This window comes from Bacillota bacterium (genome assembly GCA_040755295.1).
Taxonomy (GTDB): Bacteria; Bacillota; Desulfotomaculia; order Desulfotomaculales; family Ammonificaceae; genus SURF-55.
This window is the reverse complement of the sequence record JBFMBK010000024.1, coordinates 1-24,794: the sequence shown is the minus strand read 5'-3', so window position 1 is coordinate 24,794 and position 24,794 is coordinate 1. Positions and strand designations below refer to the sequence as shown.

The following is a 24,794-nucleotide window of genomic DNA, read 5'->3' as shown; positions in this document are numbered from 1 at the left end:
CAAAGCTGATTTCTTCGCCGTTTACCACTACCTTAATATCTGTTTCGGCCATCGCCCACGACGCCACCGAAAGAATCAAAATCAGGCACACGGCAAATAACAAGCACTTCTTGACTCTGTTTTTCATTACCCTTTCCTCCTCCGGCCTTTAAGCAAGTTGATTTATAATATAAAGCAACATCACCTCCTCCCGGCTTTAAAACTTGGGCATCTGCTGTAAACACGACTTATGCACAAGCGCCGAGAAATGTTTTTCGATGTTTGTCATGGCCATTCCTGCCGGTTATGGCATATATTAATATTTATTATCTAATAGTACTATAGTCACCGAATACGACACACACAGCGAAGGTTTTTTTTAACTCAGTGTTCATGCGGATGTAGGTGTAGGTATTTCCGGCAGGATCAGGTTGTAAAGCAGCGCGGCTTCGGGGACCCTTTAAGCGGCGGGACGGAGTTCCTTTCGTCCTGTTTTAATGCGCGTTTCCCTTCCATCGAAACGCATCTGGACCGCCCCGTCCCTGTCCGTCCGGTAAACCTTCGACGGTAGACGCTCGAGCTCGCTTACGGCTTTCGTAGACGGCATTCCGTAACGGTTTCCCGGACCCACGGATATCACGGCGTATTCCGGTTGAACCATTTTATAAAAGGCGGGCAGGAATAACGCCGACCCGTGGTGCGGCACCTTAAGCACGTCGCTCTTCAGGGCGCTCCCATATTGCAGGAGGCGCCGCTGCCCTTCTTCCTGCAAATCACCGGCAAGAAGGATACTCTTACCTTTGCCGCTTAACTGAAGAACCAGTGATTCGTCATTAAAATCCTCAGGGTCACGGCTCAACGGTTTAAACGGCGCGAGTACCGACACCTCAATCGCCGGGTCGACGGTTAGGCTGTCCCCGGCGCTTGCTGTCGATACCGCAATCCCTTTCTTGCGGACAAGTTCAAGAAGACCGTCGTAAGCCTCGTCCACCCCGCGCTCCAACGGCGGCACCACCACCAGCTTCACCGGCAGCCTTTCGACCACCGCCCTCGTCCCGCCGCAGTGGTCCTCGTGCGGGTGGGTTAAGACCAGCACATCGATTCTCCTGACCCCCTCCCGGCGCAGGTACCGTACCACACGCATCCCGGTGCCTTCCGCGGTCTTTCCGGTAAGTTCCCCTGCCGTTCCCCCGGTGTCTATAAGAATCACCCGCCCGCCCGGGGTACGTATCAGGGTGCTGTCACCCTGACCGACATCTATGAACTCCACCCGCAGGGATGTGTCGGGCCCGCCCATCCAGCGGATGAGCCCCATCCAGGCCAATACCACAAGCACGAAAACCGCTGAACGGGCGGCCCACGAACCACAGGATCGCACGGAAACCGCGGCGCCGAGCTTCATCGACCTGCCTGAAAGCTTCATTACAACCAGATAAAGAAGGCCGAACCATAGACCCACGATCGCCCAGGGAAAGGAAGGGACATAAATAACGGCTCCCGGCAGGTGCCGGAACAACCGCACCAGATATAAAAACAGATCGAGGCTTAGGCCCGCCGGAACCGCCAAAACCTGTCCCAACGGCATAAAAACCAGTCCTGAAACCGCCGCCAGAATCCCCAGCAGCAGGATGATTCCGGTTAGCGGGACGGCTGCAATATTCGCCAGAAGGGCCACCGGTGATATCAGGTTGTAGTGTATGGCGACCAGGGGCAGTGTGGACAACTGCGCGCTAAGCGGCACGGCCACACCCCAGGCGAGCGCCTTTTTCAATCCCGGTTTGCACCCCAACGGCACGCGTTCGATCTGCTTGACCATTTCCGGACCGAGGAAGAGAATCCCCCAGGTGGCGGCGAATGACAGCTGAAACCCTGCGTCTGTAATCGCCAGAGGGTTGGCCAGGAGGATTATCAGGGCGGCGACGGCGACCGCCGTGGGCCAATCCCGTTCGCGTCCAACGTGTCGCGCCCACAACAGCAGCACGGCCATTACCGAAGCCCTGATCACCGGCGGGCTCAATCCCACCATTAAATCGTATACCAACAGGGCGGTGACGACTGTAAGGATCGTTGTTCCGGATCGCATCTTCAAGATATGGGTCAACCCGAAGATGAAACCGAGAACCAACCCCACATGCAGACCGCTCACGCTTAGAATATGAACCACACCGGTTTCTACGAACGCCTCATTGACCGCAGGGTCAATAGCGGTGCGGGTGCCGAAGGCAATGCCTTTCAGAAGCGCGCTGTGCTCGGCGCTGAAAAGCTTGTCCAAAACCCCGAAAATTTTGTTTTTTATCTTCAGCGACAGGACCGCTAAGGGATTCGACCACGTGCTCCCGGTTAGCACCGCTCCGTCACCGCGCGTGTAAACCATTATGCCTATACCGTGCCGTGCAAGATACGCCGCGTAATCGAAATCGCCAGGGTTCCCCGGTGGCGGTACGGAACGCAGGACCCCCCGAACCTTTAAGGAGTCGCCGTACCCGAAAACCTTCCCGGGGTCACGGGCCACCACCAGCACCTTGCCGCCCTTGAAGGCCTTTTCTCCAACATGTGCTTCCGCCACGCGAATAACGTACCGCGCCTCCCCGGAACGTATATCGGGTTCTGTCGCAACGCTTCCGGTCAGTGCCACGCCCTGTCCCGAGAACTCCGCAAGCGGGCTTGCCGCCTCGATCAGCGCCATGCGCGCGGACAGTATTCCCAACAAAAAAAACAGTAAATAAAGCACCCGGTGGTTGCTCCGGTAAGAGTAGAAGTACCCTATACCGGCGATCATCAGGGTGAAAAGGGCGGCTAAAAATGCCGCGCTTCCGGGAATGGGAAAGTTAGGCGCTAAAAAACAACCACACGCATAAAGGAAGGAAATCGTTACAAGCGGGGAGATTGCAAGGTTATTTCCTGCTCGGGAATTATCCTTGGATTCGGTTGTAGCTTCCATCAGCACTACCCGGGTGTGCGTGAATTACTGTATAAAGACATAATCTCTTAGTTGCTCCAGTTTCTTTTCCCCGATTCCGGTTACGTTTATCAGATCGTCGACGGACGCAAACTGACCGTTGGCCGTGCGGTATTCAATAATCTTTTGAGCCGTTGCGGGTCCTACTCCCGGCAAAGTATCCAGGGCCGCCGAGTCCGCGGTGTTTATGTTCACCCTGGCGACGACGCCGGTACCGGTTCCTCCGTTGACAGTTGCGGGTCCGGCCCTTGGCACGGGCGCAACAAAAGGATTCGAAGAATCCGGCAATAACTGTCCCTCCGTTTTGATCTTTTGGGGTACCGGCACCTTGCGCCCGTCTTCGAGAAACTGCGCGAGGTTCATGGCATCCAGATCGGCGTCTGTCGATGCGCCGGCCTTCTCCACCGCGTCAATCACCCGACTCCCCTGCGGGAGAAGATAAACCCCCGGTCGGTATACCGCGCCGGAAACGTGGACGCGAATCTGAGGGGGTGTATCGCTTTTTTCCACCGCCGGCTGGCTTACCGGAATCTGCCGGTAAAGCGTGTATTTGGCTCCCAGTCCGAAGGCCACCGCCACCGCCAGGAGCAAAATCAACAACTGCTCGCGGCGCCCGAGGTTCATGATTTCCTCCTCAAGGGCTCATAGGGAAAAATGGAACTTAATAGTCGGTAGTTAGTATGTGAAAGCCCTTTATCCCTGGATTCTCACCATTATTTTTGGGAAATCCAATACTACAAAGCTCCCGAGATACACTTTGAAAACACTACTTCTTTTGCTGGACGCCGCGATAAGCTTCGCGCGCTCCATTTATATACCACTTCTGCAGCTAAGCAACACGCTTAAGCGTATATATTTCCATCCTTCATGGTACCGCTGAATACGACATGTGAGACTCCTTATTTTTTCGCCGCTTTACGATGAAATCCTTCCCTTTTACTTACAAAAAACCCGCGGTCCCGTGAGTAGGTGGCCAAAAACACCTGTTCCGATGTCAGGCCGCGTTTTTGAAGTTCTTTCTCCAGCCATGTACCGTCTCTCCCGATGGCCGACAGGTTTCGCGTCAGCACCTCCCCGTCGGCTACCAGAATGTACGGCAGTTCTTCATCTCTTGTATCCGACCCGGAACCGAGGCCCAAATCTTTGCGGATCACCGGTCTATTATCGCTTCGGGGAACAACGCTGAGTCTTCCCGAGTTTTCCAAAACCGCAAAAGCCACCTCGCCCGGATCCAGATATCCTTTTTCGCGGAGTTGACTCAAAAGGTCGTCGATATTGTAACGCGCCCGTCTCATTTCCGCACGCAGTATTTGTCCGTCTTTTATCACAACCTGCGGCGACCCGCACATAACCTGCCTGAGCCAGCGGCTGTGCAGCGCCGCGTAGGAAAACGCTATTTCAAGAAAGGCCAGGATAAACAGGGGCAGTAGCCCGCGCAAGAGAGGGATATCCGTTGACTCCATCGGCAGTGCCGCCACTTCCGCAATGATGATGGCCACCACAAAGTCGAAGGGTGAAAGCTGCCCTATCTCGCGCTTGCCCATCAGCCTGATCATTATGAGTACCACAAAATAGATTAGAACGGTCCGGTATAACACCTCGAACACAGACGTCACCTCGTCCGGTCTTTACCAATCCCACATGTAACCGTTGCTTAGCGTTTCACTGGCAAAACGCCGCAATTTAGACATCGGAAACCAGAACAGAGATTAGATTCAACGGGGGAATTTATAACGGCTAATTCCTTCAAGAAATCCGACTTCTTACCTCCTGTATTCGACATCCGAAATGCCCAGCTTATCAACGGCGCCTAAATAAACACATCCTTTTTATGTTGCCCTGACAGGCGTCTTTATCTTCGACAACCCACGGGTTAAGACACTGCCCTTTGACTGGTTTATTAAGGAAGAAGCCCGTTAACTAAAGATTGTCGAAATTAATCAGATAATAAGCTTATAGGTCTAAAATCGCATCTACATATTGTATTACATATTAAGAGAAACCTTCTTACTTGCGTCCAAAGTCACTCACGGTACATGGGAGGTTGAAGGATGAGGCGGCAAAAAATATTCCGACCGGTAAAAAAACTGATTAAGAATGAAAAAGGATCCGTAGTTGTATTGTTTGCTTTTGCGCTGGCAGTGATGATAGGCTTCCTTGGATTGACGATCGATGTCGGATACGGTTACCTTCAGAAGACCAAACTGCAAAATGCGCTGGACGCCGCCGTCCTGGCCGGAGTCCAGTCTCTGCCGGATAACACCGCACAGGCGCGAAACGATGCAATCGCCTTCGCGGGCAATAACGGTATTACTCTTGCCACCTCGGACGTCACTGTTTCTTCTGATAACATGACCATTACCTGCAGCAAAACTGTATCTGTATCACCGATCTTCGGGTCGGTTTTAGGGTTATCTTCGTGGAACATCTCCGGAAACGCCACGGCGGCGGTGACGTCAACGGCAGATCCGTCTTTCGACTACGTGATTTTTTCAGCGGGCGAAAGTCAATCGTTTACGGATACCGGCGGAAACTGGACTGTTAACGGGAAGGTTCACATTAATGGCTATACGACGTTTACCGGAGGAAACCGGGATTTTAATGACGACTACGAATGTGTCGGAGATATAACGGTCACCGGCGGCAATAATACCTGGGGCGATTTGATCACAAACGGGTCATTCCACAAAACGGGTGGCCATCACAGTTACAACTTAGTTTCACCAACCTCCGTAATGCCAATCCCGGAATACGACCTTCAAGACTTTAGAGATCGTGCGGCTGTATACTACAGTACGAGTCAAAGTTTTACCGGCGATAAACTGACGCTTAACGGAATTATGTATGTGAATGGGGATATATCATTTACCGGCAGCAAGGTTGAGGGTCGGGGCAGTATTGTGGCTACCGGAAACATCAACTTGACCGGCGGTGGTTTTAAATACCAGACGCCCACAAGCGATTTGGTTGCTCTTTACGCCGGCGGCAATATCAACATAACCGGAGGGAGTTCTAAAGAGTTTGACGGCGTTCTGTATGCTCCCAACGGTTCAATTAATATGACGGGAGGCAACTGCGACTTCTACGGCTCACTGGTCACCCAGCGTTTTACCATTACGGGCGGCAACCACACCTTCACTCACGACTCAAGGTCCGGGGAAGCTTTCGGCACGAGAAGAGTGAAACTTACGGGATAGTTACTTATACTGCAAAGCTTCCCGAATTAACCGTAGGATCAATAACATGGGCAGCCCGATCGGCTGCCCGTACTTTTATGAGACCGGTGATGTGGTCGACAATGACAATGGGTTTGTGGCCGTTTTTACCCTAATGAAAGTGTGTTGAATAAACTATACTTTCACCATCAGACAATAAAGTCCCGGAAGTTCAATAATAAGGTCTGGTTTATTAGAAAAAAACTCATCAAAAGCTTTTCTGACTCCCGCAGCTTGAACATAATCATGAATAAGTATTACGCTGCCTGTATTTACTCTAGAGTAGAAAAAATCAAGACAATCTAAAGTACTCTTATAAATATCAACATCTAAATGGACCAAAGAAAACCGGACTTAAAAGCATTTCTGTCTCTGCTTGAACCTGCATAATTAAATCCATAGCAGAAATTCTTTCAGTGCTATTACCGTAATCCAATAAAAACACCTTTTTCGCTGAAAACCAATCGTTAAGCATTTTACTAAATATAGTTTTAACAAATCGTTTTCGCATTATATTTTTGCAAGTTCCCTTCTAGAGGATGAGCAGCATAATATTGATTAGCTTAAATGGCTGTTATTTGTATGTCACCAAAATCAACACCCATAGAAGACTTGTACAGACGTTTGAGTACCTCATTAAAAATTTCCTCACCATAGCCCCGGGCGATCTCCTCCGCCCTCTCGCGTGGTAGTAGCTTTTCGTTGAAGTCCAATCTAATAAAGCCGAGACAGGCAGTGATCTTCTCTCCCCGCTTTTTTCGTCGGCTCAGAGAATGGCGCTAAAACAGGAAAGAAATTTTTTTACTGAAGAGGCCGTAGAGAATTATTTAAAGTGCTGTATACGCTCTTAGAATCAGATGAACCGCTTCGCCAGAAGCAAGCGGTTCAAAGACTTGTAGAATCAGTTATTATTAACACAGACATCATCGAAATAACCTTTAAAGTGTCTGTGGTAATGAGTGGTGGAGGCGGGGGGAATCGAACCCCCGTCCGAGAGACCGACTACAGCAGCTTCTCCGAGCGCAGGCTGCGTATTGTTTTTCGCCCAACCGGCGCCCGCAGCCGGGCTCCGGCGAAGCTATCCCGTTAATTTACCTTAAGGCTTCCGGGATGAGCCTTAAGGGGAGCCTGCTAATCGACACCCTTTCCCCGCCCCGCAGGCGAGGGCAGGAAGGATGCTAGCCGCTTATGCGGCTAGGGCTAGATCGTTTTTGGCTGTTATTGTTTCGCCGCCGTATTACGGGCTGGCAGCAACCCCGGCTCGCTGCTCCTGTCTCCGTTTCCCCCGTCGAAGCCTGTCGCCCCCATTTTGAGCTAATTTGGATAAACTTTTGGGGACCGTTCCAAGTTCAAGCTGAAGCTGATAGACCTTTTGTGTCCGTTCAAGGTTCAAGGTTATTAAAGCCGACACTTTATAAGCTGAGCGCTGATTGCTAATAGCATGCTTTTAACCGGCAACCTGCAACGCGGAACTCGCAACTTTAAACCGTGCGCTCGCGCCGCACTGCACGCTCCATTTCCCTCTTGGCATCGCGGGCCGCGATATCCTCCCGGCGGTCGTATTCCTTCTTACCCCTTACCAACGCGACTTCCACCTTGATCCTGCCGTCTTTAAAGTAACACCGCAGGGGCACCAGGCCCAGTCCCTTCTCCCGCGTCGATCCATAGAGCCTGAGTATCTCTTTTTTATGCATCAACAGCTTCCGCGGTCGTTTGGGCTCATGATTGAAACGGTTTCCCTGCTCGTAGGGACTTATATGCATTTCGTACAACCACAGTTCACCCTTTTCAACCCGGGCGTAACTGTTCTTGAGATTTCCCCGACCCGCGCGCATTGACTTTACCTCGGTCCCGGTGAGCGCCATCCCGGCTTCAAAGGTTTCCAAGATAAAATAATCATGCCGCGCCTTGCGGTTCTCACAAATCACCTTCATCGGCACGGCTTCTCACCCCTAACAAATCCTCAATCTCATTATATCTCCTCAAGGCGTGAATCGTCAATTCGCAGGACTTTAAGAATCCAGTAGTCAGTAGTCATTATCGACTTCTAACTTCTGAATTTTATCTACTGAATTCTTGCGCTGGATTTCACCCCCCCAAATATCTCCCGCTCGTAAACCACCCGTTCCAGGCATAACCCTTGAGCAGGCGCCGTGGGTCCTGCGAGGCGCCTGTTCCCGTTTTTTAGCGCCTGTTGCACGACCATGCGATCCCGTACGCCACGCCCGACTTCCATCAGGGTGCCCACAAGAATTCGTACCATCTGGTATAGAAACCCTTCCGCAGTAAAAACAAAATACATATACGGCCAATTTTCCACTATTCGAGCTTCCATAAGCGTCCTCACCGCCGACTTTACCGGCCGGCCGGTATTCTGGAAGGCGCTGAAATCGTGTTTGCCGCTGAGATCGGACGCCACCGCCCGCATCAGCCCGACATCAAGCGCTTCCGGAAAATGGAGCGAATAAAGACGCGAAAGCGGGCAACGTACTGCCCGCCGAAAAACTGTATAGCGGTAAGTCTTACTTACGGCGTCATAACGCGGGTGAAATCCTAAAGGAACCTCAGCCGCCTCCAAAATACTAATTTCTGCCGGTAACGCGCCGTTCAACGCCGGAACCAACCGTGCCGCCGGGATCTGCCACCCCTTAAGGCCGAAGGAAACAACCTGTCCCCGCGCGTGCACTCCCGCATCGGTCCGGCCCGCGGCCTTCAGGGGGCAGGAAGCGCCGCTCAGGCGCTCGATTTGCTCTTCCAGCACCCCCTGCACGGTTCTTAACCCGGGTTGCTTCTGAAAGCCGTGGAAGGTGGTACCATCATAAGTAATTCTTAGTGCGACGTTGCGTTCACGTACCTCGTTCACACCAATTCCAAAACCACCATCTCAGCCGCGTCGCCACGTCTCTGCCCTATTTTCAGCATGCGTGTATAACCTCCGGGTTTAGTCTGGTAACGCGGTCCGATGTTGTTGAAAAGCTTCTGCACGACTTCTTCATCATAAATATATCGGAGCGCCTGCCGGCGCGCCGGCAAGTCGCCTCGTTTCGCCAGGGTGACCATTCTTTCCGCTATGCTCCTTACCTCTTTTGCCCGGGTCTCCGTTGTGGTTATCTTTTCTTCTTTAAATAACGATGTAACCATGTTTCTCAAAATCGACTTCCTGTGCCCGGCCAAAACCCCGAACCTTCTATAGCCCATCTCCGTCTGACCCCCCTTACCAATGATTCCTGAGAGTGCTTTTTCTTCCATCCTTCACTTACTCGCCGTTTTTTCTTAGCGAAAGCCCGAGTTCAGCAAGCTTTAATTTTACCTCTTCAAGCGATTTTTTCCCAAGGTTTCGGACTTTGATCATTTCTTCCTCGTCGCGCTCAATTAATTCCTCCACGGTGTTAATACCGGCGCGTTTTAGACAATTATACGAGCGCACCGACAGATCCAGCTCTTCTATCGGCATCTCCAGCAGTCTGTTCTTCTTTTCTTCTTCTTTTTCCACCATTATTTCCATCTTGCTTACCGTGTCGCTCAAGCCGACGAAAAGATGGAAATGCTCGTAGAGAATGCGTGCGGCCAAACTTACCGCTTCATCGGGCCTGACGCAGCCGTTGGTCCAAACCTCGAGGACCAGTTTGTCGTAATCGGTCGCCGGTCCGATGCGTATGGTTTCAACATTATAACTGACCTTTTTGACAGGGGAGAAATCCGCATCGACAGGCACCACGCCGATGACGAATTCGGCCTTATGCCGTTCTGCCGGTACGTAACCTCTCCCGCGCGATACCGTCATCTCCACAAAAAGGCGGGCATCCGGCGACAGGCTTGCTATATAATGTTCCGGGTTGATGATTTCCACATCTGCATCGCCTATTATATCTGACGCGTTCACAGTTCTTTCGCCCATCGCCTCGATGCGAAGGATACGCTCTTCGTCCGTGTGCATCTTAATCTTTAAACCCTTAAGGTTCAAAATCAGTTCCGTCACATCCTCGCGGACACCGGGAACAGATGCGAATTCGTGTAGAACGCCTTCTATTTTTACCGCTGTAACCGCGCCGCCGGGGATTGACGAAAGCAACACCCTGCGCAGGGAATTACCGATGGTAATACCGTAGCCGCGCTCCAGCGGCTCAACCACAAAACGTCCGTAATCACCTGTGGGAGAAAACGCTTCACATTGGATCTTGGGTTTTTCAATTTCAATCATAAACCGCCCTCCTTGCGGAGATTTACTCCCGCGGAACCTCGCGTAAAACTCCACCGACTGTTTTGGAAGTCCGATACAGGATGTCAGAGGTCATTCAATCATCCAACTTCCGACTTCTTGTATCCTGATTCTTCCCGGTCATGCTCGTTTATCGCGGCCTCCGGTCTTGTCGACAAAGCATGTCACCTACAGGGAGATACCTATACCCTCTTCATGATTATGGCCCGCGATACTCATCCGGAATCCCTAACGTGAGTATAGCTCAACTATTAGTTGTTCCTTGACGGGTATATCAATCTGTTCCCTGGTCGGATATGAAATCGCTTCGCCTGTTGCCGAATCGGAATCGTAACTTAGCCAGGCCGGCGGTGTGTTCTGCGATGCCCGCTCGATCAGTTCCTTTATTCGGGGTGACTCGGCAGCGCTGTCTATGGAAATCTTCTGCCCTATACGCACTAAAAACGACGGAATATTGACCTTTCGCCCATTTACCCGGAAATGGCCATGTCCGATAAGTTGCCGCGCCTCCGAACGAGAAGCTGCAAGTCCCAGACGGTAAACCACGTTATCAAGGCGCCGTTCAAGCAGTCTTAACAGATTATCACCGGTAACTCCCCTCTGTCTTTCGGCCTTTTCAAAGTAATTACGGAACTGGGCTTCAAGTACTCCGTAGATCCGCCGCACCTTCTGCTTTTCACGCAATTGGACGGCATATTCCGTGACCTTCCGCCTTGACCGTGTCTGCTGTCCGGGAGGAGAGTTCCGCCGCTCAACCCCGCAGTGCGTGCCGTAACACCTGTCACCCTTTAGATACAACTTGATCCCTTCACGCCGACACAGCCGGCATCGTGCCTCAGTGTATCGCGCCATTTATGCCAACTCCTCCTATACCCGCCGGCGCTTCGGCGCCCGGCAACCATTGTGCGGAACTGGGGTAACGTCTTTAATCAGGCTTACCTGAAGACCCGCGGCTTGAAGCGATCGAATTGCAGCCTCGCGTCCCGCCCCGGGGCCCTTTACCAGTACCGAAACTTCTTTCATTCCGTGTTCCATCGCCTCGCGCGCCACCTTTTCGGCAGCCATCTGCGCGGCAAAAGGAGTGCTTTTACGGCTGCCCTTGAAACCAACCGTGCCGGCGCTCGCCCATGCCACCGTGTTGCCGTTGGTATCCGCGATAGCAACCATGGTGTTATTGAAAGTGGACTTGATATGGGCCACGCCCACCTCGATGTTTTTCCTTTCCTTCTTCTTAGTCCTTGTACGCCGTGCCATCGTTTACCTCCCTACTTTTTTCTCCTCACGCCCACTGTTCTGCGCGGTCCCTTGCGCGTTCTGGCGTTGGTACGCGTACGTTGCCCGTGCACGGGCATTCCCCGGCGATGCCGCAACCCTTTATAGCAGCCGATTTCCATCAGCCGCTTGATGTTCAGCGACGTCTCACGCCGTAGGTCGCCCTCCACCTTTTGTTCCCTGTCGATTATCTCCCGCAGGCGGATGACTTCCTCCTCTGTGAGGTTCTTCACCCGCGTGTCGGGATTAACTCTGGTCTTAGCCAGAACCTTTTTCGCGGTGGAACGGCCGATGCCAAAAATATAGGTCAGCGCAACCTCCACCCGCTTGTCCTTGGGTAAATCAACCCCGGAAATACGTGCCAAGCTCCATTACCCCCCTAACCTTGTTTTTGCTTGTGCTTTGGATTAGCGCAAATCACCATTACTTTCCCTTTACGCCGGATTATCTTGCATTTTTCACACATCACCTTAACGGACGGCCTTACCTTCACATCAAACCCCCCTTGCGGCAGTACTATTACGACCTGACCGGATGCTATTTGTAACGATATACTATTCGGCCTCTGGTGAGATCGTATGGTGAAAGCTCCACCGTCACTCTGTCCCCGGGAAGGATCCGGATAAAGTGCATCCGTATCTTACCAGAGACGTGCGCCAAAACCTTGTGCCCGTTGGGAAGTTCAACCCTGAACATTGCGTTGGGCAACGGTTCAACGACGGTACCCTCCACCTCAATTACATCCTGTTTGGCCATGGAGCTTCCCTCCCAAGATCACCGACCTGCCTATTCTGGCTTTTCCATTTGCGCCAGTGCCTGCCTTATTTCTGCGTTTGTTAGCTTCTCGCCATTTGTTAATTTTTCCGTTACCTCCCGTGCAACCGCAGGATAAAACCTCAGGTGCCTGACATTTTTCTCCTTTGGATTTTCCGTTCGTCGCACAATGCCGTCAACCAGTTTTAACATACGCTCTGACACAATTCCAAAAACAAGGTAATAATGCCCCGCGTCTCTTCCGGCGGTGGAACTCACCAACCGGCCTAACAATACTTCCTCTTTTGCGTCGATCAAATCTATCATAACCCCCGTATTACGCACGGGTAAGGATCTCCGCCTTCCCATCCCGGACGGCCACAGTATGCTCAAAATGGGCCGATAACTTACCGTCTCTGGTAATTACAGTCCAATTATCTTCGAGAACCTTAACCTCATGTGTGCCTATATTGACCATAGGCTCAATGGCCAACGTCATCCCTTCCTCGAGTCGCGGGCCGCGTCCGGGCGGGCCAAAGTTCGGTATCTGAGGTTCTTCGTGCATCTTTTTACCTATCCCGTGTCCGACAAAGTCACGTACGACCGAAAACCCATGACTCTCTACATGCTTTTGTACGGCGTGGGATATGTCCGATAAACGGTTCCCCGAGACTGCCATAGCGATTCCTTGATCGAGCGCCTCACATGTCGTTTCTAAGAGCCGGGCAGCAATGCGGCTTACTTCACCAACCGGATAGGTAGCGGCTCCGTCCCCGTAAAAACCGCTTACTTCCGTACCGACGTCGATGCTGATTATTTCGCCTTCCTTCAGCTTGCGTGATCCCGGAATACCGTGTACCACCTGCTCGTTTATGGAAGCGCAGATGGTCGCCGGGAAGCCGTAAAGCCCCTTGAACGCCGGCTTTGCCCCCTGCCGCCGGATAAATTCCTCGGCAAGGGCATCAAGCTCGATCGTGGTAACCCCGGGCCTTATGGCCTTCTTCAACTCCTGCAGGGTCAACGCCACAATCCGGCCCGCTTCCGCCATATAACGTATTTCACGTGCCGTTTTCTTCGAAATCATTCTACTTAATAAACCCCTGATAACTGCGCATCAATAGGTGCGACTCCAGTTGCTTCATGGTATCTAATGCCACACCGACCACAATCAGAAGGGCCGTGCCGCCGAAATATATATTCGGTATTCGCGTTATCATCAGCACAAAGTTCGGCAGGATGGCGATGAACGCAAGGAAAATAGCACCCGCCAGAGTTATGCGGCTCAAGACCTTGCTGATGTATTCCGCCGTAGGTTTTCCCGGTCTGATTCCAGGGATAAAGCCTCCATACTTCTTGATGTTATCCGCCACGTCCACCGGATTCATAATCACCGCCGTGTAAAAATAAGTAAAACCGATGATTAGAAACGCGTAAAAGGCTGTATGCAGGACCGAGCCCCAGTGGAGGTAATTTGAAAACCAGTCGGCCACCAGATTGCCTTTGAACCATCCGGCCACCTGCTCGGGAAACATCAGTAACGACGATGCGAATATGACGGGAATAACACCGGCCGTGTTAACCCTGAGTGGCAGATGGGTGCTCTGTCCGCCGTAAACCTTACGTCCGACAACCCGTTTGGTATACTGTACCGGAATCCTCCGCTGCCCCTCGTTCACCAGAACAATCCCGGCAATGACCGCTATGCCGATCACTATCAACAGAACCAGGCTCAGGATATTGATCGTGCCTGCCTGCAAATACTCTACAACCCGTGCCCCTCCGGCAGGAACCCGCGACACAATACCCGCGAAGATCAACAGGGAAATGCCGTTTCCGATACCCTTTTCCGTGATCTGCTCGCCCAGCCACATCAGAAATACCGTACCGGCGGTCAAGCCGATGGCGACTACCAGGTAGCTGAAAATACTGGGGTGAAGAAGCGCCCCGCGCAGAAAAATCGACATCCCTATCGCCTGTATGAAGGCGAGAATAACAGTGCCGTACCGGGTATACTGGATGATCTTCTTCCGCCCTTCTTCCCCCTCTTTGTTCAGTTTTTCCAGGTAGGGTATCACGACCGTCAACAGCTGCATTATAATGGACGAGTTTATATAAGGCGTGATGCTCATGGCAAAAACTGAAAAGTTTTTAAAAGCTCCGCCTGATATCACATCAAAAAAACCAAAAAGAGCGCCGCTTTCTATAAGGTCGGCAACCGCCGAAGGATTAACGCCCGGAATGGGAATATGGACTCCAAGACGAAAAACCAGCAGAAGCGCCAGTGTAAAAAGGAGCCGCGTCCGTAATTCCTGGACGTTGACCGCAGTCTTTAGACCGCCAAGCACCCTTAAATCACCTCAACTTTTCCGCCCGCCGCCTCTATCTTTTGCGTGGCCCCCGAACTGAAGGCCTGCGCCTGTACGGTGAGGTTTTTCTTGAGCTCTCCCGCACCGAGGATTTTGACAGCATCGGTTTTGCTCACCATTCCTGCTTCCCGCAAAACCGCGGGTGTAACCACAGTACCATCTTCAAACTGATTGAGCCTGCCGACGTTGACCTCGGCATAATCCTTCTTGAAAATATTCGTAAAACCCCTTTTCGGCAGCCTTCGCGCCAGGGGCATCTGTCCACCCTCAAAGCCGGGACGCACTCCACCCCCGGAACGGGATTTCTGTCCTTTATTCCCCTTCCCTGCGGTCTTGCCGAGGCCTGATCCGATGCCCTGCCCTTTTCTTACAGCCTTACGGCGTGCACCGCGTGCCGACTTCAACTCCGAAAGTCGCATTCGTAACCCACTCTCCTTTTAACCCTCTTCCACCCTGACCAGATGTTGGACCTTCGCCAGCATGCCTTTGATCACCGCGCTGTCCTCTTTAACAACCATCTGGTTCATACGCCGGAGCCCCAAGGCCTCCACCGTTGCCCGTTGTTTTTGATTGGCGCCGGCAACACTCCGTACGAGGGTGATCTTAATCTGGGCCATCAGACTTCCCTCCCGACCGCATAATCTTTGACGGCCGTTCCGCGAAGGCGTGCCACTTCCTCCGGGCTCTTAAGATTGACCAATGCGTTAAATGTCGCACGCGTCATATTATGCGGATTGTTTGAACCGAGCGATTTCGTTAAAATGTCTTTTACCCCGGCCAACTCAAGGATAGCCCTTACCGCACCGCCGGCGATAATTCCGGTACCGGGAGCGGCGGGCTTCAAAAGAACCCTGCCTGCACCGAAGTGCCCTACCGCTTCACACGGGATGGTGGTTCCGATCATCGGAACCTTCACCAGACTTTTCTTTGCGTCTTCAATTCCCTTCCTAATGGCTTCAGGAACCTCACTGGCCTTACCAAGTCCTGCACCTACGTGACTTTGCCCGTCGCCGACAACCACCAGCACCGAGAAACTAAACCGGCGGCCGCCTTTCACAACCTTCGCGCATCGTCTGATAGAAACCACTTTTTCGGTAAGCTCCAGCTTGGAGGAGTCAATTCGCTCCAACACCCTTTTCCCTCCTTGCTTAAAATTCCAATCCGCCCGTCCGGGCGGCTTCGGCAAGAGCTTTAATCCGCCCGTGGTAAATCTGCCCGGCGCGGTCGAATACAACCTTGGTTACACCTTTCGCCTTTGCCTTTTCAGCAATGAGTGTCCCAACCGCTGCCGCTCCCTGAACGTTTCCACCGGCAACCTTCCCGTGAAGTTCAGGGGACAGGGACGACGCCGCGGCAAGGGTAACCCCCCTCTCATCGTCAACCACCTGGGCGTAAATATGATTCGAACTACGGAATACATTGAGCCGCGGCCTCTCGCCTGTACCGTGCACCTTGTTGCGCACACGCAGCCTCCGCCGCTCACGAAGTTCCTTCCGGTCAACCTTTTTCAGCAAGCCTTGTTCCCTCCCAAAGCTACTTCTTAACCTTTCCGCCGGCCTTACCGGCCTTACGGCGGATGCTTTCGCCTTCATATCTTATACCTTTGCCCTTGTACGGCTCCGGTTCCCTCACACTTCTGATAAAGGCCGCAAGCTGCCCCACCTTTTCCTTATCGGTTCCCTTTACTATGATCTTGGTTATCGCGGGCACCTCAATCTCCAATCCGGGCGGCGGTTCCACCTCCACCGGATGGGAGTATCCGATCGTGAGCATAAGCTTGCGACCCTGTTTAGCCGCACGATAGCCTACACCTACGATCTCCAGGGACTTTGCGAAACCGCTGGTCACCCCTACGACCATATTGTTGAGAAGCGTACGGCTGAGCCCGTGCAGAGCCTTTTCTTGGGGAGCGTCCGACGGTCTGCGGACCACCAGTTCACCCTCCTGCTTTTCGATGGACATGCTGGCCGGAAACTCGCGCTCCAGAATACCAAGGGGTCCCTTCACAATCACTTTATTCCCGTCAATAGTGACTTCCACTCCCGCCGGAACGGGAACTGGTTTTCTACCGATTCGCGACATAAGCTACCTCCCCGCTACCAGACGTAGCAGATGACTTCACCGCCAAGCCTTAGTTTACGAGCCTGCTTGTCGGTCATTATTCCTCTTGAAGTAGAGATTATTGCCAGACCTAGCCCGCCGAGGACCCGCGGAACCTGATCGTTGCGTGCGTAGACCCGCAAGCCGGGTTTGGAAATCCGCCTGAGTCCGCTGATTATTCGCTCCCGGTTGGAGCCGTACTTTAAATAAACCCTGATGATCCCCTGTTTCCCGTCCTCGACAACCTCGTAATCCTTAATGAACCCTTCTTCTTTAAGGATAAGCGCCATGGCTGCCTTCACCTTTGAGGCCGGAATTTCAACCGTGCTGTGGTAAATCATATTTGCATTTCTAATACGTGTTAGAAAATCTGCAATAGGATCGGTCATGACCACGGGCACGCACCTCCTTCCTTACCAACTTGCCTTGCGGATCCCCGGAATCTCGCCCCGGTAGCAGAGCTGCCTGAAGCAAAGCCGGCAAATCCCAAATTTTCTCATGTAAGCCCGCGGGCGGCCGCACAGTTTGCACCGGTTGTAGCCCCGGACTTCGAACTTTGGTTTTTCCTGGGCCCTTATCACGAGTGATTTTTTGGCCATTTCATACCTCCTGTTTCGGAAGTCGGACGTCGAACTCGTTGAAATCACTTACTGTGACTTCCTTCAACTGAAACTGCTGATTAAGTGTTACGAAGCCCTAAAGGGCATTCCCATCAACCTCAGTAACTCTCGTGCCTCTTCATCGTTCTTTGCAGTGGTGACAAAGGTGATGTTCATCCCCCGGACCCTGTCCACCTTGTCGTAATCGATCTCGGGGAAAATAATCTGTTCCTTCATCCCAAGGGTGTAATTCCCCCGCCCGTCGAATGACTTAGGCGAGACGCCGCGGAAGTCACGGACGCGTGGCAGGACGATGTTTACAAGCTTATCCACAAAGTCATACATCCTCTGGCCCCTTAAAGTAACCTTGGCGCCTATCTGCATACCGGCACGGAGCTTAAAAGCCGCTATGGATTTCTTCGCCCTGGTCACAACAGGCTTCTGCCCGGTAATGGCTTTCAGGTCCACAATAGCAGCGTCGGTGGCTTTCGGGTTCTGGATGGCCTCGCCAAGGCCCACATTTACGGTAACCTTCTCGAGTTTGGGAACTTCCATTACGTTCTCGTACCCGAACTTCTCAATCAACGCCGCCATAACTTCTTTTTGATACTTTTCCTTCAAGCGCGACACCCACTGGCCTCCTTTCTGCCTGCACCCGCGGTACGCGCGGCAACGGCAACATATTTCCATTGCGTCTTCGCAGAAGCAATCTTTTGCTGCAAACTTCTCTTACCGTAAAACCCGCCCATCAACCGAGCACTTCGCCGCATTTCTTGCAAAACCTTACCTTGGTGCCGTCATCCAAAATACGACGTCCAACCCGGGTGGGCTTGTGGCACTTACCGCACACAAGCATTACATTGGAAGCATGAATCGGTGCTTCTTTTTCTATAATTCCGCCCTGGGGCATCTGCCGTGTTGGGCGTGAATGACGCTTTACAACGTTCACCTTTTCCACGATTACCCTGAACCTGTCGGGGAATACCGTCAGCACTTTGCCCTTTTTACCGGTATCCTTACCTCTTATCACCATAACGTTGTCGCCTTTTCGTACATTAACCTTTGGCATAATCAACCCTCCGAAGTTGCGTAACCTTACAGAACCTCCGGGGCTAGCGAGATTATCTTCATGAAGTCACGCTCGCGTAACTCCCGGGCCACGGGACCGAAGATCCGTGTTCCGCGTGGACTCTTGTCATCCTTAATAATTACCGCCGCATTCTCGTCGAACTTGATGTAGGACCCATCCGGCCGCCGCATCTCTTTTCGTGTCCGCACCACAACCGCCCTGACCACGTCGCCCTTCTTGACTACGCCCCCGGGTGATGCTTCTTTAACAGCACCTACGATAACATCTCCAATACCGGCATAGCGCCTGAAAGGGCTTCCCAAAATGCGTATGCACATCATTTTTTTGGCGCCGGTATTATCCGCTACCTTGAGCATTGTTTGAACCTGTATCACCTTAAAATCCCCCCTTGGGAAACCCGCTGCAAACCAAGCTTGACTTTGGCAGCCCGCCCCCCGCTGTTACACATTTTACTAACACCGTTTTCCGGACCAGCTTCACCTTCAAGTCGCGCCTGTTTTAGAGGGCTCCAGGATACTACCGGAGTTTAGCTTAAAATCATCCTGTTACGGCCTCCCGGAATCAATCACTTGGTCACTTCCTCCAGAGTCGAAGGTTCATCGGCACTTTTGCTGCGTTTTAGAATCTCCACTACCCGCCAGCGTTTCTCCTTCGAAATCGGCCGAGTTTCCATAATCTTTACCTTGTCGCCGATATGGCAGGCGTTTTCCGCGTCGTGCGCCTTAAACTTTTTAGTCTGACGGATGGTTTTCTGGTACAAAGAATGACGGACCAGACTTTCAACGGCTACGACCACCGTTTTATCCATCTTATTGCTGACGACGCGTCCTGTACGCACCTTGCGCAGCCCGCGCTCCATCTAATTACCTCCTTAAAATGGCCGCCGGTTTTTCGGCCAGTATAGCCGCACGAGGCCCTGAGACATTTCACTCCCCGACTGCCGGGGACTCCTCAGTTCATCCTCAGCGCTCTCTCAATCCCGATCTCCCTCTCGCGAAGGATGGTTTTAAACCTGGCTATCCGGCGCCGGACTTCCTTAATCTTCATCATGTTATCAAGCTGCCCTGTCGCCAACTGAAAGCGCAACCTGAATAACTCGTCTTTCGAATCGGAGATTTTGCGGACCAATTCTTCGTCGGTCATCTCCCTTATTTCATTAACCTTCATTGGCCTCACCAGCTCCCTCACGCTTTACGAACTTGGTTTTCATGGGCAGCTTGTGCGCCGCCAAGCGCATCGCCTCACGGGCCAGTTCTTCAGGAATCCCACCTATCTCAAAGAGAATTCTTCCCGGTTTAACCACCGCCACCCAATGCTCCGGGGAACCCTTGCCGCTACCCATCCTGGTTTCCGCCGGTTTCGCCGTAACCGGTTTATCAGGAAATATCCTGATCCAAACCTGCCCACCGCGCCGGACATGGCGGGTCATCGCCACCCGGGCGGCTTCAATCTGACGCGCCGTTACCCAGGCGGGTTCGAGGGCTTCAAGCCCGAAATCGCCAAAGGTGACAACATTTCCGCCCTTGACCTTTCCGGTCATCCGCCCCCGGTGCTGTTTCCGAAATTTCACCCTTTTGGGCTGTAACATTCTTCTCTACCTCCTCGAACCTGACGCACGCTCCGGCAGGATCTCGCCCTTATAAATCCAGGACTTCACCCCGATTTTGCCGTAAGTTGTATTCGCTTCAGCAAAGCCGTAATCAATATCCGCCCGCAGGGTATGAAGTGGAACCTTTCCGTCGCTGTTCCATTCGGTACGGGCGATTTCCGCGCCCGCCAGACGACCGCTAACCGCCACCTTAATCCCTTTCGCCCCCATGCGCATCGCCCGCTGGACCACCTGTTTCATCGCCCTCCGGAAAGCCACCCGCCGTTCCAGCTGGAAAGCGATGTTCTCCGCCACCAACTGCGCGTCAAGCTCCGGAACCTTTATCTCCACGATGTTGATGTTTATCTGTTTCTCGGTCTGCCGCTCGAGCTCTTTGCGAAGAATCTCGACCTCGGTCCCGCCACGACCGATTACGATTCCAGGTTTCGCGGTATGGATGGTGACCTTGACCCGGTTTGCCGTCCGTTCGATATGTACGTTGGAAACGCCTGCCTGATGAAGCCTCTGTTTTATATACCTCCGGATCTTAACGTCTTCCAAAAGCAAACCGGAAAACTGTTTTTTGTTCGCAAACCACCTGGCGTTCCAATCGCGGTTTATTCCAAGCCTCATTACCCGGGGATCTACCTTTTGCCCCACCTTATCCCTCCTTTCTTTCCCCAACCACTACGGTTACATGGCTCATACGGCGGTGCATGATATTAGCCCGGCCGTATGCCCGCGGTTGGTAGCGTTTCAGTGTAGGGCCCTGATCAACATAGGCCCTCAGCACGACGAGTTCATCGGCTATCATGTTGTAGTTATGCTCCGCGTTCGCGACAGCAGAACGCACTACTTTTTCAACTATCTTCGCCGCCTTCTGCGGTGTAAAGCGAAGGATGCCTAACGCTTCTTCGATGTCCTTTCCGCGAATGAGAGCGACCACCTGACGCGCTTTTCGCGGCGCCAGACGAAGGTATTTCGCCGTCGCCTTAGCTTCTTTTATAGCTTCATCAACCATTCAAAACCCCTCCTGCTGTTCGAGAGGTGCGAGGTGAGACGTTAGAGGTGAGATGTTCGTTGGAATTTGGCAACCAAATTCCTTCGAGAATCCCGCTTCCAACCTCGCGCTTCTCACTTCCAAGCCCCTATTTAAGCGACGTAGAGCGTTCCGTATGCGCTCCGTGCCCCCTGAAGGTCCGTGTCGGAGCAAATTCGCCAAGCTTGTGCCCAACCATTTCCTCTGTAACATAAACCGGAACATGCTTTCGCCCGTCATGAACCGCAATCGTATGCCCGATCATTTCGGGAAATATAGTTGAGCGCCTGGACCATGTCTTTATTACTCTTTTGTCCCCGCGGGCATTCATTGCTTCAACTTTTTTCAGTAGTTTGGCCTCACAATAAGGCCCTTTCTTCAGCGAACGTCCCATGCTAATCCACCCTCCTACTTTGTCCGCCGTTTAAGGATTAGCCGGTCACTCTGCTTCGGCTTCCGGGTTCGAGCACCCAATGCTGGCTTACCCCAAGGCGTTACTGGGTTTCGCCCGATGGGCGACTTACCCTCTCCGCCACCGTGCGGATGATCAACGGGATTCATAACCACGCCGCGCACAGTCGGTTTTCTACCCTTCCAACGCGCGCGACCAGCTTTACCGATCGTAATGTTTTCGTGCTCTTCGTTCCCAACCTGGCCTATAGTAGCCCTGCAGTTGATGTGGATCAACCGTACCTCGCCGGAAGGCATTCTTATATGGGCATAGTCGCCTTCCTTGGCCATGAGCTGGGCGGATGCACCCGCTGAGCGCACCAACTTCGCCCCTTCTCCCGGATTAAGTTCAAGGTTGTGTATCACTGTTCCAATAGGGATATTCTTCAGCGGCAGGGCGTTCCCGACCTTGATATCCGCAGTGGGCCCGGAAACAACCGTCTGCCCGACCTTTAATCCCGCCGGAGCGATGATATACCGTTTCTCCCCATCCCGGTAATGCAAAAGAGCGATACGTGCCGAACGATTGGGGTCATATTCTATTGAAGCCACCTTGGCAGGGATGCCGTCCTTGGCACGCTTGAAATCTATATCCCTGATAAAACGCTTGTGACCGCCGCCGCGGTGCCTTACCGTGATCCGCCCCTGGTTGTTGCGGCCGCCGCTTTTCTTCAACGGCTTCAATAATGACCGTTCCGGTTCCTTCGATGTAACCTCGGAAAAGGTTGCCCCCGTGACAAACCGCCTTCCCGGTGACGTTGGCTTGTATGTTTTTACCGGCACTTTGTGACCTCCTTTCCGCAATCTTTCAGGTGACCGCTCCAAAACTGCGCCTGACTATTCAGAAGCAAGATTCAGGATGTCAGCAGTTTTGCTTGTTTTTCGCGGCCCCTATGGCCTTCCTAAATCTTAATAGCTTTTACAGTCCTTCGAAAATTTCGATCTTGTCTTCCGGCCTCAAAGTGACAATCGCCTTTTTGACTTCCGGGGTTCTTCCCGGAATACGCCTTACCCGTTTTACTTTACCTTTAACCCGCATTGTGTTAACTTCCATAACCTTCACCTTGAACAGGGTCTCCACCGCTTTTTTAATATCGGTTTTAGTCGCCTTCGGGTCCACCACAAACGTGTACTTGTTCTCGGCCAGGAGCGACATGCTCTTCTCGGTTACCACCGGGCGCCTTAGTATATCATGCAGGTCTCTCACTGTAATACCTCCTCCACCCTTGCCAGTGCAGCTTTGGTTATTAGTAGTTTCGGGTAGCGCAGGAGGTCATAAACATTTAAACTCTCCGCAGGCAGGAATTTGACGCCCTGAATGTTGGACACTGCGGCCTTTATTTTCGGGTCCGTCTCCGCTGTAACCACCAGGGCGCCGCTCGCGGCGCTGAACCTGGACAATACGCGCAGCGCTTCTTTCGTTTTCGCTTCCGGCAGTTGCAGATCTTCAAGCACCACAAGATCCCCGTTTTGCACCTTGTCCGACAGTGCGGCTTTAAGCGCCATGCGCCGGGCCTTCTTGGGCACGGTGTATCCATAATCCCGCGGGTGCGGTCCGAATACGATACCCCCGCCCCTCCAGATAGGGGAACGAATGGTTCCGTGTCGCGCACGGCCGGTACCTTTTTGACGCCAGGGCTTCCGTCCCCCGCCGGCTACTTCGGAACGGGTTTTTGTATCGTGTGTGCCCCGCCGCCTGTTGGCGTTTTGCATTACTACAATATCGTGTACCAGCGACGGTTTCGCTGCTATACCGAAAATGTCTTCGCGCAGCTCAATCTCCCCTACCGGGTCGCCTGCCGAATTGTACACACTTATCTTGGGCAAGTTTATCTCCTCCTCCTGACCGCAGCAATACTTCCTCCGGTCCCTTGCCTGGTCTTGCCGAGAAATAACCGGTTTCGTATCCTGCGCATCACTCACGAAACATCGGCAAAGCCAAAAGTTCCTCGCCGTCCGGAATAAAATTTATACCGTTTTCTTGGCCTTAACCGCCTTTTTAATTATCAAAAAGCCCCCGCTGGGACCGGGAACGGACCCTTTAATCATCAGCAGGTTGCGTTCCTCATCCACCTTGACCACTTCCAGGTTCTGAGTCGTCACCCGCTCGTTTCCGTATTGGCCGGGCAGCCGTCTCCCTTTAAACACGCGGGCGGGTCCTTTTGCCGCAAGAGAGCCGGGGCGACGGTGGTACTTTGAGCCGTGTCCCATTGGCCCGCGGTGAAAACCGTGCCTTTTTATTCCTCCGGAAAATCCGTGCCCCTTTGTAACCCCCGCTACGTCAACCCTTTCGCCTGCATTAAAGACGTTAACCTTTATCTCTTGCCCCAGTGAGTACTCCGCGCCATTCGTAACGCGGAATTCGCGCAGGTACTGAAGCGGTTTTACACCCGCACGCTCAAAATGCCCCTTCATGGGCTTATTTGTAAGGCGTTCCGGTTTTGCGCCGAATCCTACCTGAACGGCATCATAGCCGTCCTTTTCCCTTATTTTAGTCTGGACAACGACACAGGGTCCCGCTTCAATGACTGTTACCGGAACCGCTTCTCCCGCCGGGCTGTAGTACTGTGTCATCCCTAATTTCTTCCCGATTATTGCTTCCATACTATAAGGCACCTCCGTTTTACAGCTTGATCTCGATATCTACCCCTGCCGGCAGGTCCAGGCGCATCAAAGCGTCAACCGTCTTTGGCGTAGGTTCAAGTATGTCAATCAGTCTTTTATGTGTCCTGATCTCAAACTGCTCCCGTGAGTCCTTATCCTTATGCGGAGACCTCAGAATCGTGTATATATTCTGCTCCGTCGGCAATGGTATCGGTCCGGCTACCAGTGCTCCCGTACGCTTAGCGGTGTCGACGATTTTCTGAGCCGACTGATCCAACATATAGTGGTCAAATGCCTTTAACCTGATTCGTATTTTTTGCCGAGCCATTATTTTTAAATCCTCCTAAGAGAGTCTTGCAATTCTCTTTTTACTCTAGAGGTTACGGTCAAAATCCGCGTCGCCATTCTCATTTTCCGTCTCGAACTACTCCTTCACCCCGGTGACCACACCGCAGCCGACCGTCCGGCCGCCTTCACGGATCGCGAACCGAAGTCCCTCTTCAATCGCGATCGGGGTGATCAACTCGATGTCTATCGTGACGTTGTCGCCGGGCATTACCA

The 24,794-nt window shown here is 52.6% G+C and carries 39 protein-coding genes and 1 other RNA gene; 1 reads left to right on the top strand and 39 read right to left on the bottom strand.

Annotation, left to right across the window (positions count from 1 at the left end):
• Positions 1-439: 439 nt before the first annotated feature.
• The 3 genes from AB1500_12640 to AB1500_12630 all read right to left on the bottom strand — a co-directional run bounded on the left by AB1500_12640 (position 440) and on the right by AB1500_12630 (position 4,545).
• Positions 440-2,920, bottom strand: coding sequence for a DNA internalization-related competence protein ComEC/Rec2 (locus AB1500_12640; GenBank protein MEW6183998.1), 2,481 nt, complete (start codon positions 2,918-2,920; stop codon positions 440-442).
• Positions 2,921-2,944: 24 nt separating this feature from the next.
• A complete protein-coding gene (locus AB1500_12635; GenBank protein ID MEW6183997.1) occupies positions 2,945-3,562 on the bottom strand; it encodes a ComEA family DNA-binding protein in 618 nt (205 codons plus the stop codon).
• A gap of 275 nt (positions 3,563-3,837) precedes the next feature.
• Positions 3,838-4,545 carry a DUF421 domain-containing protein gene (locus tag AB1500_12630; GenBank protein ID MEW6183996.1) on the bottom strand — a complete coding sequence of 236 codons (708 nt, stop codon included), beginning with the start codon at positions 4,543-4,545 and terminating at the stop codon, positions 3,838-3,840.
• Positions 4,546-4,989: 444 nt separating this feature from the next.
• On the opposite strand from AB1500_12630, the gene AB1500_12625 reads away from it, so the two are divergent.
• Positions 4,990-6,135: a TadE/TadG family type IV pilus assembly protein gene (locus AB1500_12625; protein MEW6183995.1), complete on the top strand. Its 1,146-nt coding sequence runs from the start codon at positions 4,990-4,992 to the stop codon at positions 6,133-6,135.
• Positions 6,136-6,288: 153 nt separating this feature from the next.
• Here AB1500_12625 and AB1500_12620 read toward each other — a convergent pair whose 3' ends face one another.
• From AB1500_12620 to tuf, 36 genes are all read right to left on the bottom strand, one after another.
• Entirely contained in the window at positions 6,289-6,495 is a 207-nt protein-coding gene (locus AB1500_12620) for a TylF/MycF/NovP-related O-methyltransferase (GenBank protein ID MEW6183994.1), read from the bottom strand.
• Between the two features lie 618 nt (positions 6,496-7,113).
• Positions 7,114-7,459, bottom strand: a transfer-messenger RNA (tmRNA) gene (gene ssrA / locus AB1500_12615).
• A gap of 175 nt (positions 7,460-7,634) precedes the next feature.
• The gene (gene smpB / locus AB1500_12610) at positions 7,635-8,087 is read right to left on the bottom strand and encodes an SsrA-binding protein SmpB (GenBank protein ID MEW6183993.1); all 453 of its coding nucleotides are present in this window, start codon (positions 8,085-8,087) and stop codon (positions 7,635-7,637) included.
• A gap of 131 nt (positions 8,088-8,218) precedes the next feature.
• A complete protein-coding gene (gene truA, locus AB1500_12605) occupies positions 8,219-9,016 on the bottom strand; it encodes a tRNA pseudouridine(38-40) synthase TruA (protein MEW6183992.1) in 798 nt (265 codons plus the stop codon).
• Positions 9,013-9,351 carry a 50S ribosomal protein L17 gene (gene rplQ, locus AB1500_12600; GenBank protein ID MEW6183991.1) on the bottom strand — a complete coding sequence of 113 codons (339 nt, stop codon included), beginning with the start codon at positions 9,349-9,351 and terminating at the stop codon, positions 9,013-9,015. Before rplQ ends, truA begins: the two co-directional genes overlap by 4 nt.
• Positions 9,352-9,409: 58 nt before the next feature.
• A complete protein-coding gene (locus AB1500_12595; GenBank protein ID MEW6183990.1) occupies positions 9,410-10,354 on the bottom strand; it encodes a DNA-directed RNA polymerase subunit alpha in 945 nt (314 codons plus the stop codon).
• A 246-nt stretch (positions 10,355-10,600) separates the two neighbouring features.
• The gene (gene rpsD / locus AB1500_12590; protein ID MEW6183989.1) at positions 10,601-11,224 is read right to left on the bottom strand and encodes a 30S ribosomal protein S4; all 624 of its coding nucleotides are present in this window, start codon (positions 11,222-11,224) and stop codon (positions 10,601-10,603) included.
• 15 nt (positions 11,225-11,239) lie between these two features.
• Entirely contained in the window at positions 11,240-11,626 is a 387-nt protein-coding gene (gene rpsK / locus AB1500_12585; protein ID MEW6183988.1) for a 30S ribosomal protein S11, read from the bottom strand.
• Between the two features lie 11 nt (positions 11,627-11,637).
• Entirely contained in the window at positions 11,638-12,009 is a 372-nt protein-coding gene (gene rpsM, locus AB1500_12580) for a 30S ribosomal protein S13 (protein MEW6183987.1), read from the bottom strand.
• Positions 12,010-12,023: 14 nt separating this feature from the next.
• Entirely contained in the window at positions 12,024-12,137 is a 114-nt protein-coding gene (gene rpmJ / locus AB1500_12575) for a 50S ribosomal protein L36 (GenBank protein ID MEW6183986.1), read from the bottom strand.
• Positions 12,138-12,181: 44 nt separating this feature from the next.
• Positions 12,182-12,400 carry a translation initiation factor IF-1 gene (infA, locus tag AB1500_12570; GenBank protein ID MEW6183985.1) on the bottom strand — a complete coding sequence of 73 codons (219 nt, stop codon included), beginning with the start codon at positions 12,398-12,400 and terminating at the stop codon, positions 12,182-12,184.
• Positions 12,401-12,430: 30 nt separating this feature from the next.
• Entirely contained in the window at positions 12,431-12,724 is a 294-nt protein-coding gene (locus tag AB1500_12565) for a KOW domain-containing RNA-binding protein (protein ID MEW6183984.1), read from the bottom strand.
• Positions 12,725-12,734: 10 nt separating this feature from the next.
• Positions 12,735-13,481 carry a type I methionyl aminopeptidase gene (gene map, locus AB1500_12560; GenBank protein MEW6183983.1) on the bottom strand — a complete coding sequence of 249 codons (747 nt, stop codon included), beginning with the start codon at positions 13,479-13,481 and terminating at the stop codon, positions 12,735-12,737.
• A 1-nt stretch (position 13,482) separates the two neighbouring features.
• The gene (gene secY, locus AB1500_12555; GenBank protein ID MEW6183982.1) at positions 13,483-14,742 is read right to left on the bottom strand and encodes a preprotein translocase subunit SecY; all 1,260 of its coding nucleotides are present in this window, start codon (positions 14,740-14,742) and stop codon (positions 13,483-13,485) included.
• A gap of 2 nt (positions 14,743-14,744) precedes the next feature.
• Positions 14,745-15,182, bottom strand: a complete 438-nt coding sequence (rplO, locus tag AB1500_12550) for a 50S ribosomal protein L15 (protein MEW6183981.1) — start codon at positions 15,180-15,182, stop codon at positions 14,745-14,747.
• An 18-nt stretch (positions 15,183-15,200) separates the two neighbouring features.
• A complete protein-coding gene (gene rpmD / locus AB1500_12545; GenBank protein MEW6183980.1) occupies positions 15,201-15,380 on the bottom strand; it encodes a 50S ribosomal protein L30 in 180 nt (59 codons plus the stop codon).
• Positions 15,380-15,892 (bottom strand): 30S ribosomal protein S5, encoded by a 513-nt coding sequence (gene rpsE / locus AB1500_12540; protein MEW6183979.1) that lies wholly within the window; start codon positions 15,890-15,892, stop codon positions 15,380-15,382. The genes rpmD and rpsE overlap by 1 nt, the downstream gene beginning before the upstream one ends.
• A 19-nt stretch (positions 15,893-15,911) precedes the next feature.
• Entirely contained in the window at positions 15,912-16,277 is a 366-nt protein-coding gene (gene rplR / locus AB1500_12535) for a 50S ribosomal protein L18 (protein ID MEW6183978.1), read from the bottom strand.
• A gap of 19 nt (positions 16,278-16,296) precedes the next feature.
• Entirely contained in the window at positions 16,297-16,845 is a 549-nt protein-coding gene (rplF, locus tag AB1500_12530; GenBank protein MEW6183977.1) for a 50S ribosomal protein L6, read from the bottom strand.
• 14 nt (positions 16,846-16,859) lie between these two features.
• Positions 16,860-17,258 (bottom strand): 30S ribosomal protein S8, encoded by a 399-nt coding sequence (rpsH, locus tag AB1500_12525; GenBank protein MEW6183976.1) that lies wholly within the window; start codon positions 17,256-17,258, stop codon positions 16,860-16,862.
• 18 nt (positions 17,259-17,276) lie between these two features.
• On the bottom strand, positions 17,277-17,462 hold the full coding sequence (locus AB1500_12520) for a type Z 30S ribosomal protein S14 (protein MEW6183975.1): 186 nt from the start codon (positions 17,460-17,462) through the stop codon (positions 17,277-17,279).
• An 87-nt stretch (positions 17,463-17,549) separates the two neighbouring features.
• Entirely contained in the window at positions 17,550-18,092 is a 543-nt protein-coding gene (rplE, locus tag AB1500_12515; GenBank protein ID MEW6183974.1) for a 50S ribosomal protein L5, read from the bottom strand.
• A 118-nt stretch (positions 18,093-18,210) separates the two neighbouring features.
• On the bottom strand, positions 18,211-18,531 hold the full coding sequence (gene rplX, locus AB1500_12510) for a 50S ribosomal protein L24 (GenBank protein ID MEW6183973.1): 321 nt from the start codon (positions 18,529-18,531) through the stop codon (positions 18,211-18,213).
• Between the two features lie 26 nt (positions 18,532-18,557).
• On the bottom strand, positions 18,558-18,926 hold the full coding sequence (gene rplN / locus AB1500_12505; GenBank protein ID MEW6183972.1) for a 50S ribosomal protein L14: 369 nt from the start codon (positions 18,924-18,926) through the stop codon (positions 18,558-18,560).
• 191 nt (positions 18,927-19,117) lie between these two features.
• Positions 19,118-19,411, bottom strand: a complete 294-nt coding sequence (gene rpsQ, locus AB1500_12500) for a 30S ribosomal protein S17 (protein MEW6183971.1) — start codon at positions 19,409-19,411, stop codon at positions 19,118-19,120.
• Positions 19,412-19,503: 92 nt separating this feature from the next.
• The gene (gene rpmC, locus AB1500_12495) at positions 19,504-19,719 is read right to left on the bottom strand and encodes a 50S ribosomal protein L29 (GenBank protein ID MEW6183970.1); all 216 of its coding nucleotides are present in this window, start codon (positions 19,717-19,719) and stop codon (positions 19,504-19,506) included.
• Positions 19,709-20,140 carry a 50S ribosomal protein L16 gene (gene rplP, locus AB1500_12490; protein MEW6183969.1) on the bottom strand — a complete coding sequence of 144 codons (432 nt, stop codon included), beginning with the start codon at positions 20,138-20,140 and terminating at the stop codon, positions 19,709-19,711. The genes rpmC and rplP overlap by 11 nt, the downstream gene beginning before the upstream one ends.
• Positions 20,141-20,146: 6 nt before the next feature.
• Positions 20,147-20,800, bottom strand: a complete 654-nt coding sequence (rpsC, locus tag AB1500_12485; protein ID MEW6183968.1) for a 30S ribosomal protein S3 — start codon at positions 20,798-20,800, stop codon at positions 20,147-20,149.
• A 1-nt stretch (position 20,801) separates the two neighbouring features.
• Complete coding sequence (gene rplV, locus AB1500_12480; GenBank protein MEW6183967.1) at positions 20,802-21,161, bottom strand: 50S ribosomal protein L22; 360 nt, start codon at positions 21,159-21,161, stop codon at positions 20,802-20,804.
• A 127-nt stretch (positions 21,162-21,288) separates the two neighbouring features.
• Positions 21,289-21,573 carry a 30S ribosomal protein S19 gene (gene rpsS, locus AB1500_12475; GenBank protein ID MEW6183966.1) on the bottom strand — a complete coding sequence of 95 codons (285 nt, stop codon included), beginning with the start codon at positions 21,571-21,573 and terminating at the stop codon, positions 21,289-21,291.
• A gap of 14 nt (positions 21,574-21,587) precedes the next feature.
• Positions 21,588-22,412 carry a 50S ribosomal protein L2 gene (gene rplB / locus AB1500_12470; protein MEW6183965.1) on the bottom strand — a complete coding sequence of 275 codons (825 nt, stop codon included), beginning with the start codon at positions 22,410-22,412 and terminating at the stop codon, positions 21,588-21,590.
• A 136-nt stretch (positions 22,413-22,548) separates the two neighbouring features.
• Positions 22,549-22,836 carry a 50S ribosomal protein L23 gene (gene rplW / locus AB1500_12465; protein ID MEW6183964.1) on the bottom strand — a complete coding sequence of 96 codons (288 nt, stop codon included), beginning with the start codon at positions 22,834-22,836 and terminating at the stop codon, positions 22,549-22,551.
• Complete coding sequence (rplD, locus tag AB1500_12460; GenBank protein ID MEW6183963.1) at positions 22,833-23,456, bottom strand: 50S ribosomal protein L4; 624 nt, start codon at positions 23,454-23,456, stop codon at positions 22,833-22,835. Before rplD ends, rplW begins: the two co-directional genes overlap by 4 nt.
• Positions 23,457-23,597: 141 nt before the next feature.
• Complete coding sequence (rplC, locus tag AB1500_12455; GenBank protein MEW6183962.1) at positions 23,598-24,233, bottom strand: 50S ribosomal protein L3; 636 nt, start codon at positions 24,231-24,233, stop codon at positions 23,598-23,600.
• A gap of 19 nt (positions 24,234-24,252) precedes the next feature.
• Positions 24,253-24,561: a 30S ribosomal protein S10 gene (rpsJ, locus tag AB1500_12450; GenBank protein ID MEW6183961.1), complete on the bottom strand. Its 309-nt coding sequence runs from the start codon at positions 24,559-24,561 to the stop codon at positions 24,253-24,255.
• A gap of 96 nt (positions 24,562-24,657) precedes the next feature.
• On the bottom strand, positions 24,658-24,794 hold a 137-nt coding region (gene tuf, locus AB1500_12445), incomplete at its 5' end, for an elongation factor Tu (protein MEW6183960.1).

Bases quoted from the DNA above. Each gene is read 5' to 3' on its own strand.
- AB1500_12640 (MEW6183998.1), bottom strand. From the start codon at position 2,920: ATGGAAGCTACAACCGAATCCAAGGATAATTCCCGAGCAGGAAATAAC.
- AB1500_12635 (MEW6183997.1), bottom strand. From the start codon at position 3,562: ATGAACCTCGGGCGCCGCGAGCAGTTGTTGATTTTGCTCCTGGCGGTG.
- AB1500_12625 (MEW6183995.1), top strand. From the start codon at position 4,990: ATGAGGCGGCAAAAAATATTCCGACCGGTAAAAAAACTGATTAAGAAT.
- smpB (MEW6183993.1), bottom strand. From the start codon at position 8,087: ATGAAGGTGATTTGTGAGAACCGCAAGGCGCGGCATGATTATTTTATC.
- rplQ (MEW6183991.1), bottom strand. From the start codon at position 9,351: ATGGGCTATAGAAGGTTCGGGGTTTTGGCCGGGCACAGGAAGTCGATT.
- AB1500_12595 (MEW6183990.1), bottom strand. From the start codon at position 10,354: ATGATTGAAATTGAAAAACCCAAGATCCAATGTGAAGCGTTTTCTCCC.
- rpsD (MEW6183989.1), bottom strand. From the start codon at position 11,224: ATGGCGCGATACACTGAGGCACGATGCCGGCTGTGTCGGCGTGAAGGG.
- rpsK (MEW6183988.1), bottom strand. From the start codon at position 11,626: ATGGCACGGCGTACAAGGACTAAGAAGAAGGAAAGGAAAAACATCGAG.
- infA (MEW6183985.1), bottom strand. From the start codon at position 12,400: ATGGCCAAACAGGATGTAATTGAGGTGGAGGGTACCGTCGTTGAACCG.
- AB1500_12565 (MEW6183984.1), bottom strand. From the start codon at position 12,724: ATGATAGATTTGATCGACGCAAAAGAGGAAGTATTGTTAGGCCGGTTG.
- map (MEW6183983.1), bottom strand. From the start codon at position 13,481: ATGATTTCGAAGAAAACGGCACGTGAAATACGTTATATGGCGGAAGCG.
- rplO (MEW6183981.1), bottom strand. From the start codon at position 15,182: ATGCGACTTTCGGAGTTGAAGTCGGCACGCGGTGCACGCCGTAAGGCT.
- rpmD (MEW6183980.1), bottom strand. From the start codon at position 15,380: ATGGCCCAGATTAAGATCACCCTCGTACGGAGTGTTGCCGGCGCCAAT.
- rplF (MEW6183977.1), bottom strand. From the start codon at position 16,845: ATGTCGCGAATCGGTAGAAAACCAGTTCCCGTTCCGGCGGGAGTGGAA.
- AB1500_12520 (MEW6183975.1), bottom strand. From the start codon at position 17,462: ATGGCCAAAAAATCACTCGTGATAAGGGCCCAGGAAAAACCAAAGTTC.
- rplX (MEW6183973.1), bottom strand. From the start codon at position 18,531: ATGCCAAAGGTTAATGTACGAAAAGGCGACAACGTTATGGTGATAAGA.
- rpsQ (MEW6183971.1), bottom strand. From the start codon at position 19,411: ATGGAGCGCGGGCTGCGCAAGGTGCGTACAGGACGCGTCGTCAGCAAT.
- rpmC (MEW6183970.1), bottom strand. From the start codon at position 19,719: ATGAAGGTTAATGAAATAAGGGAGATGACCGACGAAGAATTGGTCCGC.
- rplP (MEW6183969.1), bottom strand. From the start codon at position 20,140: ATGTTACAGCCCAAAAGGGTGAAATTTCGGAAACAGCACCGGGGGCGG.
- rplV (MEW6183967.1), bottom strand. From the start codon at position 21,161: ATGGTTGATGAAGCTATAAAAGAAGCTAAGGCGACGGCGAAATACCTT.
- rpsS (MEW6183966.1), bottom strand. From the start codon at position 21,573: ATGGGACGTTCGCTGAAGAAAGGGCCTTATTGTGAGGCCAAACTACTG.
- rplC (MEW6183962.1), bottom strand. From the start codon at position 24,233: ATGGAAGCAATAATCGGGAAGAAATTAGGGATGACACAGTACTACAGC.
- rpsJ (MEW6183961.1), bottom strand. From the start codon at position 24,561: ATGGCTCGGCAAAAAATACGAATCAGGTTAAAGGCATTTGACCACTAT.